Consider the following 18,876-nt stretch of genomic DNA (forward strand, 5'->3'; position numbering starts at 1 on the left):
CTTATCTAGATACTTTATGTCCCGGACTCTTTCTATATATCATTAAAATGTCACTTCATCACCAGGTTGTAAAATTTGTACTTCTCCTTGAGATACTGCTTCTTTAAATTTCTGTGGATCTTGTTCAATTAATGGGAATGTATTGTAATGAATAGGCACTGAAATTTTAGGTTTAATGAATTCATTTATTGCATAACTTGCATCTTCAATACCCATAGTAAAATTATCACCAATAGGAATAAAACATACATCTACTGGATGACGTTCAGCAATTAATTTCATATCGCTAAATAAACCAGTATCTCCTGCATGGTAAATTGTTTTACCTTCTGCTTCAATGATAACGCCCATTGGCATACCCAAATAAACAGGTATTCCATCTTCATTAGTATAACTTGAACTGTGGAAGGCTTGAACAAATTTTACTGTACCGAAATCAAATTGATATTTACCGCCAATATTCATACCATGTGCGTGTTCAATTCCATGATACGTTGTTAAATAGCCTTGTACTTCTGCAGAACCAATCACTGTAGCATGATTGCGATTAGCTAATTCAACTACATCACCAAAATGATCACCATGTCCATGCGTTAAAATAATATAATCCACATCTAATGTCTGCTCATCTAAATCACTTTTATCATTACCAGAAATAAATGGATCAACAATTACTTTTTTGTCATTACTTTCAAAATAAATCGTTGACTGTCCATGAAATGAAAGTTTCATATATAGAACCTCCTATATTTTAATATTATTATTATACCCTGATAATTATATTTATAACTTGAAACACTTTGAATTCATTTCTATTTAGACGTAAAATTAAATTGATTAAACTATAGGAGGATACGTATTATGATTAAAACAGACGAAATTATTGCAACATTAAAAGATAAAAATGCTGATGCAGCATGGATTACTACTCCACTTAATATATTCTACTTCACAGGTTATAGAAGTGAACCTCATGAAAGATTGTTTGCGTTACTTATAACTTCAAATGGTGAATGCACATTATATTGTCCTAAAATGGAAGTTGAAGAAGTTAAGCATTCACCTTTTAATGGAAATATTGTTGGCTATTTAGATACTGAGAGTCCTTTCGATTTAGCACCCCATACATTTGATAAATTATTAATTGAAAGTGAACATCTCACTGTTAAACGTCAACGAGAACTTACGAATAACTTTAACATTAAAGTGTATGAAGATATCGATTTAACTATTAAAAAGCTAAGAAATATTAAAGATGAAAATGAAGTTAAAAATATAAAAAAAGCTGCTGAACTTGCAGATAAATGTATAGATATTGGTGTTTCATTTTTATCTGAAGGCGTAACTGAAAGAGAAGTTGTAAATCATATTGAAAATGAAATTAAAAAATATGGCGTCAGTGAAATGAGTTTCGATACAATGGTACTATTTGGTGATCATGCTGCATCTCCACATGGTACACCTGGAGATCGAACATTAGTTAAGAATGAATATGTATTATTTGATTTAGGTGTAGTCTATAATCATTATTGTAGTGATATGACAAGAACTGTAAAATTTGGTGAACCAAGTAAAGAAGCAAGAACGATTTATGATATTGTATTAAAAGCTGAACAAAGTGCTATTGAAGCAATTAAACCAGGTGTCCCTTTACAAAATATTGATAAAATTGCTAGAGACATTATTTCAGAAGCGGGTTACGGTGATTTCTTCCCTCATCGATTAGGACATGGACTCGGTTTAGAAGAACATGAATATCAAGATGTATCAAGTACAAATACAAATTTACTTGAAGCAGGTATGGTGATTACAATTGAACCTGGCATTTATGTACCTGATGTCGCTGGCGTCAGAATTGAAGATGATATTTTAGTCACTGATACTGGATTTGAAATACTTACACATTATAATAAGTAATTTAAAATTAAATCTCTCTTTTATATCAAAAAAGCGGAATAGGCACTCATAAAGAATGCTATTCCGCTTTTTATTGAATTAATTTAGATTATTCTTTTAATGCATCTTCAATAGATGTATAAGTTAAATCAAAAGCTTCTGCAACACCTTTATTAGTTACATAACCTTTATACGTATTTAAACCTAATGACAGAGGTTGATTTGCTTTAAATGCCTCTTTATAACCTTTATTAGCAAGTAACTGTGCATAAGGTAAAGTCGCATTATTAAGAGCAATAGTAGACGTACGTGGAACTGCACCAGGCATATTCGCTACTGCATAATGTACAACACCATGTTTAACATAAGTTGGATCATCATGTGTCGTGATTTTATCAGTAGTTTCAAAGATCCCACCTTGGTCAATAGCAATGTCGACTACTACTGAACCGTCTTTCATTTGTTTAATCATATCTTCAGTAACTAAACTTGGTGCTTTCGCTCCAGGAATTAATACTGCACCAATAACTAAGTCACTTTCTTTAACTGCATTTTCAATATTAAGTGGATTAGACATTATTGTATTAACACGACCGTCAAACAAATCTTCTAATTCCGCTAAACGTTTAGGATTTACATCTAAAATAGTTACATCTGCACCTAATCCTAAAGCAATTTTAGCAGCATTTGTACCTGCTTGACCGCCACCAATAATCGTAACTTTGCCTTTTGGTACACCTGGCACGCCACCAAGTAAAATACCCATTCCACCGTTAATTTTTTGTAAGAATTCTGCACCAATTTGAGCTGACATACGTCCTGCAACTTCACTCATTGGTGTTAATAAAGGTAAAGAACGATCTGGTAATTGAACTGTTTCGTAGGCAATACTTACTACTTTATTATCAACTAATGCTTGAGTAAGTTTTTCTTCATTAGCAAGATGTAAGTATGTGAATAAGATAAGACCTTCTCTGAAATATTTATATTCTTCTTCTAATGGTTCTTTTACTTTAATCACCATGTCTACATCCCAAGTTGTTTTTGCATCATTAACTATTTCTGCACCCGCCTGTTTATAATCTTCGTCTTCAAAATATGAACCAGAACCTGCGTTTGTTTCAACAAGTACTGTATGTCCTTGTTCAACTAATGCATGTATACCACTTGGTGATAAACCTACTCTATTCTCATTATTTTTTATTTCTTTTGGAATACCGATTTTCATTCCATCCACCTCCACTTCTTATGGTAACGCTAAAGTAATGAAAGCGCAATCACCAAAGATACACAATGTCCACATAATTGTTGAATTATAAATATTAAATATTCAGAAATTTATGTTAAAATTGAATTAAGAAAAGTTAAGGGGGACTTAAGATGTTAACTTATAAAAACATTTTAATCGCAGTTGATGGTTCACATGAAGCAGAATGGGCTTTCAACAAAGCTGTAGACGTTGCTAAACGTAATGATGCTCAATTAACTATTGTTAATATTATCGATTCAAGAACTTACTCTTCTTATGAAGTGTACGATGCTCAATTCACGGAAAAATCTAAAGGTTTTTCTGATGAACTTTTAAAAGGCTATAAGGAAGTTGCTTCACGTGCAGGTGTTACAAATGTAGAAACTCGTTTAGAATTTGGATCACCTAAAGCGATTATACCTAAAAAGTTAGCAAATGAATTAGGTGTCGATTTAATAATGTGTGGTACTTCAGGATTAAATGCAGTAGAACGATTTATCGTTGGTTCTGTTTCAGAAGCAATCGTTCGTCATGCACCATGTGATGTACTTGTCGTGCGTACTGAAGAAATTCCAGAAGATTTCCAACCTGAAGTTGCAACTCCTGAATTTAGAAAACAATTTTCTTAATAAAGTAATGTATGTAAATAAAGAGGTCTGAGACAATTCCTTATGTCTCAGACCTCTTTAATATGTTAGAGATACAACATTAGAGTGGGACAACAAATTCAACATGACTTTTGTTCTATTCCCCTGTTATATTCTAAAAAACGATGAGATAAGTTTAATCTCATCGTTTTTTTAATATATCTTATAATTCACCGAATTTTACTGTGTCTCTTGCAATCATGACTTCTTCATTAGTTGGAACAACAATTACTTTAACTGGAGAGTGTGGGTAATTTATGAAAGCTTCTTCACCGTGAGTAGATTCATTTTTCTTAGGATCCCAATAAACACCCATAAACTCTAAGCCTTCTAAAATTTTAGCACGTATTGGTGATGAATTTTCACCGACACCTGCTGTGAAGACAATAACATCAACGCCATGCATTCTAGCAGCATAAGAACCAATGTATTTGTGAATTCTAGAAGCAAAAATATCTAAAGCAAGTTCAGCTCGTTCATCGCCATTGGCAGCTTCACCTAATAAATCACGTAAATCACTTGAAGTACCAGAGATACCTAATAATCCAGATTCTTTGTTTAAAACTGTTAAAACTTCATCAGCAGTTTTACCTGTTTTTTCCATAATAAATGGAATTAAAGCTGGATCAATATCTCCTGAACGTGTACCCATTGTTACACCTGCTAATGGAGTGAAGCCCATTGATGTATCGATAGATTTCCCACCATCAATTGCAGCAATTGACGCACCATTACCAATATGACAAGAAATAATACGTAATTCTTCAATAGGTTTTTCTAAAATATCAGCCGCACGACGTGATACATATTTATGGCTTGTACCATGGAAACCGTATTTACGAATACCAAAATCTTCGTAATAGTTATATGGTAAACTATACAAATAAGAACTTTCTGGCATAGTTTGATGGAATGAAGTATCAAAAACTACAACATGTGGAATATTAGGTAATAACTTTCTAAAGGCACGAACTCCCATTAAGTTTGCAGGATTATGTAATGGCGCTAATTCACTTAATGACTCAATTTTTTCTTCTACTTCATCAGTGACTAAAGCAGATTTAGGGAATAATTCTCCACCATGAACAACACGATGCCCTGTACCAGCAATATCATTAATATCATTAATAATACCATGTTTTTTGAAGCTATCTAACATGATATTAATTGCCTCTTCATGATCTTTAATATCTTTAACTCTTTTTACTTTTTCACCATTTACTTCAATAGTAAATATTGAATCTTTAATACCAATACGCTCAATTAAGCCCTTTGTAACTAATTCTTCTTCAGGCATTCTGATAAGTTGGAACTTTAAAGAAGAACTTCCCGCATTAATCGCTAAAACTAATTTAGACATGATTCATTGTCCTCCAATTTATATATTAAATATCCATATCTATTTAACCACTAATACAGAAGTAATTCAAGAATATCACAGTTTATTTTTGTGAATGATTTGCGTCCATCCACTCATTTAATTCGTTAATAAAACCATGGAATTGATTAGGATTTTTAAAATCCGGAATATTAGCTAATAACACTTCTACAGGCTTAGTTTCATTTGCTTTTTTCTTTTGTAGTATTAAAATTGATTTACGTGCATTTTCATTTTTAAACAATGTTTTAGGAAGGTTTAAAAATGCTTGCATTTCAGTTTCTGTAGTAATAAAATTTTGTAACTGTTTCACATGTTCATCTTCAAAAATATTACTAGGTACTACTAAAAAAGCATAGCCACTTTGTTTTAAAGCATAGACGGCTTGTTCGATAAGTAAAAAGTGTGAATAACTATGGCCTTCTTCAAATCCAAGTTTCATTTCTTTACTACGTTCATCTAAAGGATAATATCCAATAGGAAAATCTCCAACAACCACATCAGCTTCCTCCAATGGTAATGGCATAATCGCATCTTGAGGATACACATCAAATGGTATTTCTAAAAAATTCGCTAGATGCACACTAACTCTCGATAAAACAGGATCTACTTCAATTAAGTGATGCATAACTTCGCTATCTTTTAATACTTCATTCACTGTAGCGCTTAAATGACCAGCTCCACTTGCAATATCAACAATCTGTAATTCTTTATTATTTTCTATAAATTTTTGTACTAAAAAACCTAAAATTAAGCCAATAGAATCTGGTGTAATTTGATGATTTGCCTGAATATTTTCTTCTTGTAATAAGCTTAAGTAAGCAAATTGAAATGCTTTTCGACGATCTTGAAGCGTTGCTTGTTCTAATAGAGTACGTTGATTACGATATACATCTTCCATTGCTAAACCTAAATTTTCTATAAAGCTTTGACCATTTTCTTCATTTAACGACTTAGCTTTATCATCTAAAGTTCGGAATAATCTTTCCATAATAGTTTGTTCTTCTGCCATATTCAATTCCTTTCCAATAAAAAAATGTCCATAATGCAAATGTCTTAAAACGAAATCATTCATTTTAAAATACATATGGACAATATTAGTATTATATCTTTAATTTAATCATTTAATAGTGACTTAAATATTACGATAAGCTTCTAAAGCAGCCTCGAAATTTGGAAAATCAGTACCTTCTTGAACTAACTCTTTATAAACTACATGATTGTTTTCATCTAATACGAAAACAGAACGCGCTAATAATCTCATTTCTTTCATAACAACACCATAATGCTCACCAAATGATAAATCTTTATGGTCACTTAACGTAATTACATTTTCTAGACCATTTGATGCACACCATCTTTTTTGAGCGAAAGGTAAATCCGCTGAAATTGTAAGTACTACACCATTTTCTTGAGAAGCTTCTTCATTAAATTTGCGAGTTTGTTGATCACATACGCCAGTATCAATAGAAGGAACAACACTAATCAATTTCTTTTGCCCTTTAAAATTATCTAAAGTAACTTCATTTAAACTATTATCCAAAACTTTAAAATTAGGAGCCACATCTCCTTTTGAAACCTCAGTTCCTTCTAAATGTATAGGGTTATTTTTAAAAGTAATTTCTGTCATATTATATGACCTCCCATTAGTTATTTAAATTATAGTTTAATGATACGATAGTATTTAAACTTATTTCAATCATTTAAAACACTAACTACTATTTTAATTTGAAATGATTTGCATGATATAATCAAAGGTATTTTTTAAAATGAGTAAAATGGTAACTATTATAAATAAAATTTTGACATATCCTACACCTTTTTTGATTGCAAAATGTGCACCAGTATACGACCCAATCACCATACTGACTGCCATAATTAATCCATATGCTATATTTACTTGACCAAGAATAATAAATAATGTTAATGCACCAACGTTTGAAGCAAAGTTTAATACTTTTGCATTTCCAGCTGCACTTAAAAAATCAAATCCAAACATTAATAATACAAATAACATAAATGATCCAGTACCACCGCCTAAGAATCCGTCATAAAATCCAATTAAAAGCAGGAGTGATATAAAGGCAATCGCTTTACTAATAGTAAATTTAGAGAACGTTCTGACATTACCCCATTCTTTCTTAAAAATGGTGTAAATTAAAACAAGTGTCAATATGACTATAACGAGTGGTTTCAAAACCTCTGATGGTAAGAAAGTAGCTAAACTTGCTCCACCAACTGCAAATATAAATACAAACGGAAATAGTCTAAATACTATTTTTTTATCAACATTTCCAGATTTTAAAAATTTGATTGCACTCGTTAAGGAGCCAAACGCACTTGCTAATTTGTTTGTACCTAATGCTAATGATGGCGGCATTCCTATAGCTAAGAGTGCAGGAATTGATATTAAGCCACCGCCACCTACAACAGCATCTATAAATGCTGCCAAGAAACCAAAACTAATAATAATGAAAATAATATGAAAACTTAGTTCTATAACGCCCACCCCTTATTAAATTACTTTAATACTTTCATATTAAAATAATTCATCAATGAGTGCATCAGTACTTTTATCTTTTTCAGTTTTATAATCTTTATTAATCTCTATTGTTTCTACATTGTCTGCTGCTTCTTGAACAAGATCATCAAAGTTAAACACACTTTCATATTTAACAACTTTATCAAAATCTGGTTCAGTTACAGGGTTTTTAGGGGTAAAAATCGTACAGCAATCCTCATAAGGCTGTATTGAAACTTCAAATGTTCCTATTTCTTTTGCTTTTTTAATAATATCTTCTTTATCTAAAGAAATAAGTGGTCTTAAAATAGGAGTAGATGTAACATCATTGATTGCGTACATGCTCTTTAATGTTTGACTAGCTACTTGACCTAAATTTTCACCATTTACGATAGCGTTCGCTCCAATACGTTCTAAGATAATATCTGTCACTCGTAACATCATGCGTCTAGTAGTAGTCATGGTATATCGTGGATGCACAGACTTATTGATTTGTTTTTGAAGTGCTGTGAAAGGAACAATATGTAATTTAATGGGTCCTACACGTTCAGATAGTATGCGTGTCAATTCAATCACTTTATCTTTCGCTTTTTCACTTGTAAATGGTGGACTGTGAAAATGAATAGCTTCTATTTTTACGCCACGTTTCATCATTTCCATACCAGCTACTGGTGAATCAATCCCACCTGATAACTGAAGAAGTGTTTTACCACCTGTACCTGTAGGTAATCCGCCAGCACCATCGATAACTTTAGTATAGATATATACGCCTTCTTTACGTACTTCCACTTTAATATTATGTGTCGGACGTTTAACATCTACTTTTAAATGATCAACTGATTTTAAAATGACACCACCTAGTTCTCTTTGTAGTTGATACGTATCTAATGAAAATGATTTATCTACACGTTTTACATCAATTTTAAAAGTATCTCCATGTGCAAAGTCTTTAGCTAACGAAACACAAAGTTGTTTTATATCTTCAAGATTTTGTGTTGTTTTAAATACTGGACTAATAGATTTTATGCCAAATATCTTTGTTAAACGATTCATGACTTCATTTACATTTGCTTCCTCAAAAAGCGAGATAAACATGCGATCTCTCTCGCATTTAACTCGTGTACCTTCTAATGAACGTAATGACTGAATCACATTTTCTTTTAATACATTTGTGAATCTTTTTCTATTTGTTCCTTTTAACGTAAGTTCTCCATATCTTACCAAAATATGATCATATTTCATTTATTTCAACAACTCCTTTATTTGAGCATAGATTAATTTAAATTTATCTTTAAATTGTTCGATATCTTTTTCTGTTGTAGTTTCACCCATGGATAAGCGAACGCTTCCCTCTATTCTGTTGTCCTCGATGTCCATTGCTAACAAAACTTCATTTAATTTTTCTCTTTTAGACGAACATGCACTTGTAGTCGACACCATAATATCCAATTTTGAGAACGCATTAACAAGCACTTCTCCTTTTACTCCTGGAAAAGCAATATTTAAAATATGCGGAGCACTATTTTCTGGAGAATTAATATACACTCCTTTATATTGACTTAAACTTTCTCTAATTACTTTATTATAACGTGATAGACGATGATTAAGCTCATTTAAATTTTGAATTGCAATTTCCATTGCTTTCACAAGTGAAACATTCATTGCTAAATTTACAGTACCACTTCTAATTCCATATTCCTGACCACCGCCAAATACTGTCGGTTCAATTTTTTCCTTATTATCGATAATTAATATGCCTTGACCTTTTAAACCATTAAATTTATGACCACTAAAACTTACACTATTTACATTCTCTAATTGCATTGGAATTTTCCCTAAAGCCTGAACGCCATCTACGTGAAAATGTGCCTTAGGATATTGTTTTAATAATGAGCCAATTTCTTTTATCGGTTGTATTTGTCCCATAACATTATTGACATACATACATGTTACTAAGCCCACATTATCCGTCATTAATTGTTCTAAATGATTAATATCTATTTGACCATTTGGAGTCACATTCACATATTTCAATATAAATCCTTGTGTTTCTAAATAACGCATCACTTCTAATACTGATGGATGCTCTAATACTGAGGTAATGATTACATTCGCAAACTGTTTTTTTCTTAATGCAATACCTTTGAGTGCAATATTATTAGACTCAGTGGCACCACTTGTGAAAATGACATCAGTATTATTATTGAGGTTTAACATCTCTTTTACACGCGACTTAGCCTGTAATAATATTTTTTCTGATTGTAAACCCATTTGATGAGGACTATTAGCATTATAATAAGCTTTCTCACTTACTTTTAGAAATGAATCTAAAACCGCTTGGTTCGGTTTTGTTGTGGCAGCATTATCTAAATAAATCATATATAGAACACTCACTTTCATCAATAACATATCTAAAACATATTTTAGATTTCTCGACTTAAAAATAGACACTCAAGCATTATACTATTTTTTTAAAAAAATAAAAGAGAACAACCTAGAAATATGTGGATGTCTAGGTCATTCTCTAACTATAAAAATGTATTATCCTTTAATCACTTCATTTTCAATATGTTTTGTTATACCAGGTTCTACACTTTCAAGTGCTTGCTCTGATACTTCAATTGAGCGCTTATAACGGTTATTTTTAAATAAACGTTCTGCTTCGTTTAAACTTTTATCTACACTATGATGATCTTTACGATATCTGTTTCCATATTGAATTAATCGTTCTGCATAGACTGCATTGACTAATATATCATTCGCTTCATCTTCAAAAGTATTCATTTGAATTACAATTTTTGAAACTTTATCTTTAAGTTGTTTAACATGAAGCGGACGTTCGTTAAATTGTTCGCTGACCGCTCTTACTTCATGGTCGATTTCATTTTTCATAATAACAAATCGCTCTGGAACACTTGTTAGGTTTGAAGCAAGAAGTCGACGATAAATCTCTTCTTTTTTCGATTGAATTTTTAATAGATTATCTTCAGCCTCAGCTTCATCTTCTCTAAGTTGAATCAGATGATTTTGTAATTTTTCTTGTTCTTCATTAATCACTTTTACATGTTCATCTAAGTATTCTAAATTATCTTTTACTTCACTGTATCTCACAGCAGATTTAGACATTTCTTTTAGAATATCATCATATACTACAACTAGATTTTGAATTTCATTTTCATGTTGTCTAATACTATGAACATCACTTTCATTAATGAAATAGTTTTCTCGTATATAGTCGATTTCTGTTCTAAGCGTATAGTTCATTTCTCTCGCTTTGAATAATTCATTTGTAATATCTTCTTTTGTTTCTTCAACTTCATTTTTAGCTTTTACTTCATGCTCAATTAAATCATACATTTCATCAAGCTTATCATTAATTTGTTGCAATTTATCATTAGCTTCCTGTAATTCAAGACGACTAATCATAGGTTCTACAAAATTTAATTCAGTTTTTAAGCTTTGTAATGTTCCATCAATTTTTACATGATCCAAGTCATAACCATTTACTTTTAAATCTCTACAACCATATTTTAAATCTTGGAATTGTCCTGGTAACTCTTTTTGAGTTTCTCTAATTAAATCTGGAATTTCATCCATATATCCTTTTGTTTCATTAATAGAGTCATTTAATCCATTAATATGATTATGAGCTTGTACATAGTTACCTTCTTCTTTCAGCATGTCATACTGATCAAGTTCTGGTTCAAAAGCCTCAATACGTTTTTCAAGAGGAGCTGCCGCTTCTCCAAATTGATGTCTATTTGCTAAAACATCTCTTTTCATTTCACGATAATCTATTTTACATTTTTCATAGATTGCTTCGTTATCTTTATGTAGAGAAAGAATTTCATTTACTTCATCTACTTGTGACTGATAACCAGCTTCATATCTATCCATTAATTCATGAGCGTCATCAATTTCAGTTTGAGCTCCTGCAAATTGGAATTTATCAAGTTGAAGCTCAGCGTCATGAATTTTTTCTTCTACTGGTGCTAAATAGTTATTAGTGTGATCTAATGTATCTTGTTTTAACGCGTCGTATTTTGTTCTCGTTTCACCTTTAAGGTTTAAAGCTGATAACTTTTCTAAATTATCTTCAAAAGGTAACTGTTGAACTTTTAATTTACGTTCTTCTGCTTGCTCAACCATTTTACGTTTGTTAGAACGTAAATAAAACATAATACCGACAGCAATCAATATAATAATAATAATTGCTAATATAATGTATAAAACCATCTCATTCTCCTCCTATATTATCATTATTATAACGTATCTTATCCCGTCATTAAAATAAAATTCAAAGAATTGATTGAAAAAATTTTTACATTTATACTAATAATCAAAATATTACATAGAGAGGTTTTTATATGACGACAACTAAAGAAACAAATTACAACTTATTAGGTAAACAACTTGCAAGTCTTATTGAAGATGAAACAAATCTAATTGCAATTTTAAGTAATACTTCAGCTTTACTCAATGACAACTTAGATCAAATCAATTGGGTAGGATTTTATTTAATTGAAAATAATGAACTTATTTTAGGTCCTTTCCAAGGGCATCCTGCTTGCGTGCATATCTCTATAGGAAAAGGTGTATGTGGAACTGCTGTTGCAAATAACCAAACACAACTTGTCGATGATGTAAATACATTTCCTGGTCACATCGCTTGCGATGCTAATAGTAAATCTGAAATTGTCGTTCCAATTCATGTTGATAATGAAATAATCGGCGTGTTAGATATAGATGCGCCTATTACACAACGATTTAGTAAAGGCGATCAACAAGGACTTGAAGAGATAGTTTCTATCTTAGAACACCAATTATCAAAATAATAAATTTAAATGATTCCTTGACACTTTAAAAAATAATGGTACAATGAATTTTGTGTGAATTAACGAAAATAGCAGTTGTATATTATTAAGCTCTATGTTGTTCCCGATGTGGACGTGTCATGTAACTGTAGCTATAAGGTGAAGACACATAAAACAATATATCTTAATGAGCATACAACACTCTTTTTTGTTTATTCATTCCAACAAAAAAGAAAAAGGAGGAGTCTTATTATGGCTCGTTTCAGAGGTTCTAACTGGAAAAAATCTCGTCGTTTAGGTATCTCATTAAGTGGTACTGGTAAAGAATTAGAAAAACGTCCTTACGCACCAGGACAACATGGTCCAAACCAACGTAAAAAATTATCAGAATATGGTTTACAATTACGTGAAAAACAAAAATTACGTTATTTATATGGAATGACTGAAAGACAATTCCGTAACACATTTGATATTGCTGGTAAACAGCACGGTGTACACGGTGAAAACTTCATGATTTTATTAGCTAGCCGTTTAGATGCAGTAGTTTACTCATTAGGTTTAGCACGTACACGTCGTCAAGCTCGTCAATTAGTTGGCCATGGTCACATTGAAGTTGATGGTAAACGTGTTGACATCCCATCATACACTTTAAAACCTGGTCAAGTTATCTCAGTTCGTGAAAAATCACAAAACTTAGATATCATTAAAGAATCTGTTGAAATCAACAATTTCGTACCAGAATATTTAGATTTCGATGCTGACAGCTTAAAAGGTACTTTCGTTCGCTTACCAGAACGTAGTGAATTACCAGCTGAAATTAATGAACAATTAATCGTTGAGTACTACTCAAGATAAGTTGATTAATATTCTACCACCCTTTCCATTTTGGTCAGGGTGGTTTTTTATTTATAATTTAAATATATCATCTGGTATATCTGAGATAATTCCATCTACTCCTAAATGAATCAATTTTTTCACATCTTTCATGTTATTTACTGTATAAGGTATTACTTTAAGATGATGTTCATGAGCACGCTTGATAAATTTTTTATTTATTAATTTATAGTTAGGATTTATAAATTGTGCAAAAGAAGCTATATTTTCAAAATCAGGTTGTTTGTACCAGTATTGCTTTTTACTTATTAAAACACCTAGTGCATATTTCTTTGTGTATTCAGACATTCTTTTAACACTTTCCACATCAAATGACTGAATAATGACTCTATGAGAGGGAATTTGAAATTTATCGAGTTCCTCAAGTAACGCTTTTTCAATGCCAGGATACTGTTCTGGTTTTTTTATTTCAATAAGTAATGTTTTAGAGTAATTTTTAAATAATGAAAGTACTTCGCTAAAAGTAGAAATACGAGTATTTTTAAAAGTTTCACCATGTCTGATTCCAAAATCAAATTGTTTTAATTCTTCTAAAGTAAAATCTTTTACTTTACCCTTTTGATTCGATGTGCGGTCAATGGAATCGTCATGAATGACTACTAATTGTTTATCTTTTGTAAAATGTACATCAATTTCTAACATATCAATATGTTGCATAAGGGCTGCTTTAAAACCTTCTACCGTATTTTCAGGATATTTCTGCGATAATCCACGGTGTGCAACGATTTGAAATGATGTATTAGGCTTTTGTATTTTCATTTTTAAATACCATCCTTTAAATTAATTATATGTTCAACTACACTTAAATTACCATAATGATATAGGAGGTCAATAATAATGGTTAAACACGATTTTGTAGTTCATACGTCATGGCGTGGAGGTCGTGAAGAAATCGGTAAAGTTAATGGCGATGTAATTTCTGAGCAAATTTCTATTCCCTCTTCACTTGGTGGTAATGGAACTGGGACAAATCCCGATGAAATGTTAGTTGCAGCAGCCTCATCATGTTATATTATCTCTTTAGCTGCTACACTTGAAAGAGCTAAATTTACTAATATTCATTTAGAAATTAAGTCAATTGGAAGCGCAGTGTTTGAAAATGGAAAATTTAAAATGGAAAAAATCACTCATTATCCAACAATATCTCTTACAGAAGAAGAAAAAACGCATCTTAATAAACGACTTCCTAAACTATTAGATATTGCTGATCATCATTGTATGATATCTAACTCAATTCGAAACAACGTTAAAATAGAAATTCAAGCAACCATTCAAGATTAGAACTAAAAGCGGTCGATTTAACTGCCGCTTTTTATTTTAGACTTTTAAATTTTCAGAATATTTGGTAAAATTAAAAAATCTTATATCAGGAGGAAGATTTACGATGTATTATTATGAACCCTTATTATTAACACCTGGACCAACCCCTGTACCTGATGAAATCACACATGCACTTAATTTATCAATGGTAGGCCATCGTTCTTCAGATTTTGAAGCTATCGCAGAAGAAGCATTTAATCATTTAAAACCTATTTTTGGAACTAAAAATAAAGTAATGATTCTTACTTCAAGTGGTACTAGCGTCTTAGAAGCTAGTATGTTAAATATAGTCAATCCCGAGGATCATTTTGTAGTCATTGTATCAGGTGCATTTGGCAATCGTTTTAAACAAATTGCTGAAACATATTATAAGAATGTACATGTTTATGATGTTGAATGGGGAAAAGCGGTCGACATTGAAGCATTTGAAACATATTTACATTCACTTAAACATGATATTACTGCTGTATTCACCCAATTTTGCGAGACTTCTACTGCTGTACTTCACCCTATACACAAATTAGGAAAAGTGATTAAAGCATTCAATCAAGACATTTACTTCGTTGTCGATGGCGTAAGTTGTATTGGTGCCGTTGATGTCGATTTAGAAAGAGACAATATTGATGTACTCGTGTCAGGTAGCCAGAAAGCTTTAATGTTACCGCCTGGCCTATCTTTTGTTGCTTATAATCATCGTGCACAAGAGCGATTTAAAGCAGTTAAAACACCACGTTTTTATTTAAATTTAAATAAGTACTTTGATTCTATTGAACAAAATTCTACTCCATTCACACCAAATGTTGGATTATTTAGAGCGGTTAACGCTTATGCTGCACTTATTAAAAAAGAAGGATTTAACAATACCATTCACAGACATTACTTGATTAGAGATGGTTTAAGAGAAAGTTTAAAAGCATTAGATTTAAATTTATTAGTTACTAAAGACTCATATGCCTCTCCTACTGTTACTTCTTTTATCCCTCACGATAAAGACGAATTAACATATATTAAATCAACACTAAAATCAAGATTTAATATTACTATTGCTGGTGGTCAAGGCAAACTAAAAGGAACCATTTTGAGAATTGGTCACATGGGAAAAGTGTCACCTTTTGATATTTTATCTGTTGTTTCAGCTTTAGAAATCATTCTTACAGATTATCGTAAAGTCAATTATATTGGCAAAGCTACGCTAAAATTTACGGAGGTAATTCAACATGACGCATAATATTTTAGTTTCAGATCCAATTTCAGAAAAAGGTTTACAAAGTTTAATCCATCATCCTGATTTTAACGTTGATTTTAAGTCTGGTTTAACTGAAAAAGAACTTGTCGATATTATTCCTAACTATCAAGGGTTAATCGTACGTAGTCAAACTCAAGTCACAGAATCTATTATTAACCATGCTTCAAACTTAAAAGTTATTGCAAGAGCCGGTGTAGGTGTGGATAATATTGATATAAAATCAGCAACTCTAAACGGTATACTCGTTGTAAATGCTCCCGATGGAAATACGATTTCTGCTACTGAGCACTCAGTTGCTATGATTCTAGCAATGGCACGAAATATACCGCAAGCTTACACATCACTAAAGAATAAAGAATGGAATCGTAAAGCATTTAAAGGAGTTGAATTATATCAAAAAGTATTAGGCGTCATTGGAGCAGGACGTATTGGTTTAGGTGTAGCAAAAAGATTAAAAAGTTTTGGTATGACTGTTTTAGCTTATGACCCTTTTTTGACTAAAGAAAAAGCAGAGCAACTTGGAATTGAACTAGCAACAATTGATGAAATTGCTCAACGTTCAGATTTTGTTACCGTTCACACACCATTAACACCTAAAACAAAAGGTATTATCGATGCTCATTTCTTTAATCAAGCTAAACCAACGTTACAAATTATTAATGTAGCTAGAGGCGGAATTATTAATGAAAACGACTTGCTTAATGCCTTAAATCAACATCAAATTGCTAGAGCAGCATTAGACGTATTTGAAAATGAACCTCCTCTAGATTCACCGCTGCTCGATCATAAAAATATTATTGTAACTCCTCATTTAGGTGCATCTACGATTGAAGCACAAGAAAAAGTAGCTGTATCAGTTGCTGAAGAAATCATTGATATTTTAGAAAATGGTAATGTTACAAACGCAGTCAATGCACCTAAGTTAAACTTAAACCATATTGATGAGAAGACACAACAATGGCTTCGTATTAGCCAGCTTTCAGGTGAATTGGCAATTCAATTATTAGATGATGCGCCTAGAGAGATTAAAGTGACTTTTAACGGAGAACATGCTAAAAAAGAAGCTGATTTAATTACTCGATCAATCGTAACGTCAATTTTAAAACAAAATTTAGGTGAACGCGTGAACTTAATTAATGCTATTGCATTATTAAACGAACAAGGTATCACTCATCATATTGAAAATCGTGCTTCACAGGGGACATTCAGCAATTATATTCAAATTAATTTGATAAGTGAACATGAAGAGGTGAAAATTGGTGCAACTGTAATAGACGGATTTGGTGCACGTATTGTAAGAATTAATGATTATTCAGTAGATTTTAAACCTAATGCTTATCAATTTATTTCTTATCATAAAGACTTACCAGGAATGGTAGGTTTAACAGGTCAACTACTCGGTAAACATGATATCAATATTGCTTCAATGTCTTTAGGAAGAAGTTCTGAAGGTGGACAAGCAATGATGATTCTGTCAGTAGATCAACCTATTACTCAACAAGTTATTAAAGAATTATATGAGATTGGTGATTTTGATAAAATCTACGGTACAACTTTATCAATATAATAAATAAGAAAGGAACGACGATAATATTCGGCGTTCCCTTCTTTTTATTATTTATTAAGTAGAATATGTCTAATGTCACAAATATGATTAACAATATAATCAGCACCATGTTGCTCTAGCTCTTCTTTTGCTCCTTTCCCACTTAAACCAGTTAAAGTACCTATAAATGTTGCCCCAATCGTTTTAGCACACAATAAATCCGCTAATGAATCACCAACAATAAATACATCATCCTCATTAACAATATGTGTTTGATTTTGAATATAGTGCAAATAATCTCTCTCATTGTTTCCATAAAGAGTTGCAATATAACTAAATGGATTAGGTTTACCTAGTGACCCTTCTTTTGGAAATACTGACTCAGCTTTCAATACTTCACTCGCTGTAACAATATGCTTTTCATTAAAAAAAGTTTTAAGACCAAAGGATTCAAATGGAACAATGGTTTCTGTTCTTGGTCTACCAGTTGCAATGGCAATGTTAAAACCTGCTTGTTTTATATCATTTAATAAAGTTTTAATTTCTTCCACAGGACGTAAGATCATTTCTTCATAAATAAAACCAGATTTAGGAATAGACAAAGGAGTAAGTTTTTCTACTTTTTCATATAAAGTTGTTCCTAAATACCATTCTTGATATACTGCTCTAGCTAAATTCCAAAGTGGACTTTTTAAATTAAATAATTTAGCATTTTCAATATTTAATTGATCTTTTGCATAACCTTCTAATTCAAGATAAATATTCTCTTTACCACTTTGACTATTTTGAATAAATTTTAACGGTACTGCATAATTAACTTTAAATTGATCATTATAAGATTGTAATTCACGTAGAGTCTCAACTGAAAACGTTTCAACATGAGTCACTTGTCTAATTGTTTCTGAATCCAACTGTTTCAAGAGATGGATGAAGTGAATACTAAATACAACAAATAGCATATCCCAGTTAGAATTAAGGCCTAAAGATTTTAATTGATTTAAAATTTGATCATTTAAAAATACTCGTGTTCTTATATCTTCAATTAATTCATCATTCATATAATTAAAATTTTGAGCGCTATCTAAACCTAAAAAGTCATCACTCTTTAATAGTTCTTCTACTGTTAAGGCAGATACATCAAAGCAACGTTCTTCACTTAAAAACACACCATCTACATCAAATAAAATTGATTTCATCGACATCTCTCCATTTTTTGACTATTCTGATACTTATAATCATAACGAACATTTATATAAAGTCAATGTAATAAAAATAAGAGCCAATGCTTAAAATCTAGCATTAGCTCTTTTATATAAACAATATTTATCAATAGGACTATAGTGTAACAAATGATTTGGACATATA

At 31.3% G+C, this 18,876-nt stretch carries 18 protein-coding genes; 7 read left to right on the plus strand and 11 right to left on the minus strand.

From position 1 onward, the window contains the following. Positions 1-42: 42 nt before the first annotated feature. On the minus strand, positions 43-732 hold the full coding sequence (locus HMPREF3131_RS00120; protein WP_048679563.1) for a metal-dependent hydrolase: 690 nt from the start codon (positions 730-732) through the stop codon (positions 43-45). A gap of 129 nt (positions 733-861) precedes the next feature. Here HMPREF3131_RS00120 and HMPREF3131_RS00125 point away from each other — a divergent pair, with 129 nt between their 5' ends. Beyond that, positions 862-1,917, plus strand: coding sequence for a M24 family metallopeptidase (locus HMPREF3131_RS00125; protein WP_061544499.1), 1,056 nt, complete (start codon positions 862-864; stop codon positions 1,915-1,917). An 88-nt stretch (positions 1,918-2,005) separates the two neighbouring features. Here the strand turns inward: HMPREF3131_RS00125 and ald are convergent, their stop codons facing one another. After that, positions 2,006-3,124 (minus strand): alanine dehydrogenase, encoded by a 1,119-nt coding sequence (ald, locus tag HMPREF3131_RS00130; protein ID WP_049379582.1) that lies wholly within the window; start codon positions 3,122-3,124, stop codon positions 2,006-2,008. Positions 3,125-3,276: 152 nt separating this feature from the next. Between ald and HMPREF3131_RS00135 the strand changes: the two genes are divergently transcribed. Beyond that, entirely contained in the window at positions 3,277-3,774 is a 498-nt protein-coding gene (locus HMPREF3131_RS00135) for a universal stress protein (RefSeq protein ID WP_048761525.1), read from the plus strand. Between the two features lie 181 nt (positions 3,775-3,955). Here the strand turns inward: HMPREF3131_RS00135 and HMPREF3131_RS00140 are convergent, their stop codons facing one another. From HMPREF3131_RS00140 to ezrA, 7 genes are all read right to left on the minus strand, one after another. After that, positions 3,956-5,152: an acetate kinase gene (locus HMPREF3131_RS00140; protein ID WP_019835453.1), complete on the minus strand. Its 1,197-nt coding sequence runs from the start codon at positions 5,150-5,152 to the stop codon at positions 3,956-3,958. Positions 5,153-5,234: 82 nt separating this feature from the next. Beyond that, on the minus strand, positions 5,235-6,182 hold the full coding sequence (locus tag HMPREF3131_RS00145) for a class I SAM-dependent methyltransferase (protein ID WP_019835454.1): 948 nt from the start codon (positions 6,180-6,182) through the stop codon (positions 5,235-5,237). A 123-nt stretch (positions 6,183-6,305) separates the two neighbouring features. Further along, positions 6,306-6,800, minus strand: a complete 495-nt coding sequence (gene tpx, locus HMPREF3131_RS00150) for a thiol peroxidase (RefSeq protein ID WP_002448307.1) — start codon at positions 6,798-6,800, stop codon at positions 6,306-6,308. A 93-nt stretch (positions 6,801-6,893) separates the two neighbouring features. After that, positions 6,894-7,679, minus strand: coding sequence for a sulfite exporter TauE/SafE family protein (locus tag HMPREF3131_RS00155; protein ID WP_019835455.1), 786 nt, complete (start codon positions 7,677-7,679; stop codon positions 6,894-6,896). Positions 7,680-7,709: 30 nt separating this feature from the next. After that, on the minus strand, positions 7,710-8,933 hold the full coding sequence (gene thiI, locus HMPREF3131_RS00160) for a tRNA uracil 4-sulfurtransferase ThiI (protein WP_019835456.1): 1,224 nt from the start codon (positions 8,931-8,933) through the stop codon (positions 7,710-7,712). Then, the gene (locus tag HMPREF3131_RS00165) at positions 8,934-10,070 is read right to left on the minus strand and encodes a cysteine desulfurase family protein (protein WP_019835457.1); all 1,137 of its coding nucleotides are present in this window, start codon (positions 10,068-10,070) and stop codon (positions 8,934-8,936) included. Positions 10,071-10,232: 162 nt separating this feature from the next. Continuing rightward, positions 10,233-11,927 (minus strand): septation ring formation regulator EzrA, encoded by a 1,695-nt coding sequence (ezrA, locus tag HMPREF3131_RS00170; protein WP_048761515.1) that lies wholly within the window; start codon positions 11,925-11,927, stop codon positions 10,233-10,235. Positions 11,928-12,058: 131 nt separating this feature from the next. Between ezrA and HMPREF3131_RS00175 the strand changes: the two genes are divergently transcribed. Continuing rightward, entirely contained in the window at positions 12,059-12,526 is a 468-nt protein-coding gene (locus tag HMPREF3131_RS00175; protein WP_019835459.1) for a GAF domain-containing protein, read from the plus strand. A 231-nt stretch (positions 12,527-12,757) separates the two neighbouring features. After that, positions 12,758-13,360: a 30S ribosomal protein S4 gene (gene rpsD, locus HMPREF3131_RS00180; RefSeq protein WP_017176109.1), complete on the plus strand. Its 603-nt coding sequence runs from the start codon at positions 12,758-12,760 to the stop codon at positions 13,358-13,360. A 51-nt stretch (positions 13,361-13,411) separates the two neighbouring features. Here the strand turns inward: rpsD and HMPREF3131_RS00185 are convergent, their stop codons facing one another. Further along, positions 13,412-14,158, minus strand: coding sequence for a glycerophosphodiester phosphodiesterase (locus HMPREF3131_RS00185; protein WP_017176108.1), 747 nt, complete (start codon positions 14,156-14,158; stop codon positions 13,412-13,414). Between the two features lie 78 nt (positions 14,159-14,236). On the opposite strand from HMPREF3131_RS00185, the gene HMPREF3131_RS00190 reads away from it, so the two are divergent. The 3 genes from HMPREF3131_RS00190 to serA all read left to right on the plus strand — a co-directional run bounded on the left by HMPREF3131_RS00190 (position 14,237) and on the right by serA (position 17,532). Continuing rightward, positions 14,237-14,680, plus strand: a complete 444-nt coding sequence (locus tag HMPREF3131_RS00190; protein WP_017176107.1) for an OsmC family protein — start codon at positions 14,237-14,239, stop codon at positions 14,678-14,680. 103 nt (positions 14,681-14,783) lie between these two features. Continuing rightward, positions 14,784-15,947: a pyridoxal-phosphate-dependent aminotransferase family protein gene (locus HMPREF3131_RS00195; protein WP_017176106.1), complete on the plus strand. Its 1,164-nt coding sequence runs from the start codon at positions 14,784-14,786 to the stop codon at positions 15,945-15,947. Next, positions 15,937-17,532, plus strand: coding sequence for a phosphoglycerate dehydrogenase (gene serA / locus HMPREF3131_RS00200; RefSeq protein ID WP_017176105.1), 1,596 nt, complete (start codon positions 15,937-15,939; stop codon positions 17,530-17,532). The genes HMPREF3131_RS00195 and serA overlap by 11 nt, the downstream gene beginning before the upstream one ends. Positions 17,533-17,579: 47 nt before the next feature. On the opposite strand, the gene HMPREF3131_RS00205 is transcribed toward serA, so the two are convergent. Continuing rightward, complete coding sequence (locus tag HMPREF3131_RS00205) at positions 17,580-18,707, minus strand: HAD family hydrolase (RefSeq protein WP_017176104.1); 1,128 nt, start codon at positions 18,705-18,707, stop codon at positions 17,580-17,582. Positions 18,708-18,876 lie beyond the last annotated feature (169 nt).

Origin of the sequence: Staphylococcus sp. HMSC14C01 (genome assembly GCF_001808085.1) — a bacterium.
GTDB classification, from domain to species: domain Bacteria; phylum Bacillota; class Bacilli; order Staphylococcales; family Staphylococcaceae; genus Staphylococcus; species Staphylococcus hominis.

What these genes read in the sequence shown, in the direction of transcription:
- HMPREF3131_RS00120 (WP_048679563.1), bottom strand. Translation starts at nt 732, where the DNA reads ATGAAACTTTCATTTCATGGACAGTCAACGATTTATTTTGAAAGTAAT.
- HMPREF3131_RS00125 (WP_061544499.1), top strand. Translation starts at nt 862, where the DNA reads ATGATTAAAACAGACGAAATTATTGCAACATTAAAAGATAAAAATGCT.
- ald (WP_049379582.1), bottom strand. Translation starts at nt 3,124, where the DNA reads ATGAAAATCGGTATTCCAAAAGAAATAAAAAATAATGAGAATAGAGTA.
- HMPREF3131_RS00135 (WP_048761525.1), top strand. Translation starts at nt 3,277, where the DNA reads ATGTTAACTTATAAAAACATTTTAATCGCAGTTGATGGTTCACATGAA.
- HMPREF3131_RS00140 (WP_019835453.1), bottom strand. Translation starts at nt 5,152, where the DNA reads ATGTCTAAATTAGTTTTAGCGATTAATGCGGGAAGTTCTTCTTTAAAG.
- HMPREF3131_RS00145 (WP_019835454.1), bottom strand. Translation starts at nt 6,182, where the DNA reads ATGGCAGAAGAACAAACTATTATGGAAAGATTATTCCGAACTTTAGAT.
- tpx (WP_002448307.1), bottom strand. Translation starts at nt 6,800, where the DNA reads ATGACAGAAATTACTTTTAAAAATAACCCTATACATTTAGAAGGAACT.
- thiI (WP_019835456.1), bottom strand. Translation starts at nt 8,933, where the DNA reads ATGAAATATGATCATATTTTGGTAAGATATGGAGAACTTACGTTAAAA.
- HMPREF3131_RS00165 (WP_019835457.1), bottom strand. Translation starts at nt 10,070, where the DNA reads ATGATTTATTTAGATAATGCTGCCACAACAAAACCGAACCAAGCGGTT.
- ezrA (WP_048761515.1), bottom strand. Translation starts at nt 11,927, where the DNA reads ATGGTTTTATACATTATATTAGCAATTATTATTATTATATTGATTGCT.
- HMPREF3131_RS00175 (WP_019835459.1), top strand. Translation starts at nt 12,059, where the DNA reads ATGACGACAACTAAAGAAACAAATTACAACTTATTAGGTAAACAACTT.
- rpsD (WP_017176109.1), top strand. Translation starts at nt 12,758, where the DNA reads ATGGCTCGTTTCAGAGGTTCTAACTGGAAAAAATCTCGTCGTTTAGGT.
- HMPREF3131_RS00185 (WP_017176108.1), bottom strand. Translation starts at nt 14,158, where the DNA reads ATGAAAATACAAAAGCCTAATACATCATTTCAAATCGTTGCACACCGT.
- HMPREF3131_RS00190 (WP_017176107.1), top strand. Translation starts at nt 14,237, where the DNA reads ATGGTTAAACACGATTTTGTAGTTCATACGTCATGGCGTGGAGGTCGT.
- HMPREF3131_RS00195 (WP_017176106.1), top strand. Translation starts at nt 14,784, where the DNA reads ATGTATTATTATGAACCCTTATTATTAACACCTGGACCAACCCCTGTA.
- serA (WP_017176105.1), top strand. Translation starts at nt 15,937, where the DNA reads ATGACGCATAATATTTTAGTTTCAGATCCAATTTCAGAAAAAGGTTTA.
- HMPREF3131_RS00205 (WP_017176104.1), bottom strand. Translation starts at nt 18,707, where the DNA reads ATGAAATCAATTTTATTTGATGTAGATGGTGTGTTTTTAAGTGAAGAA.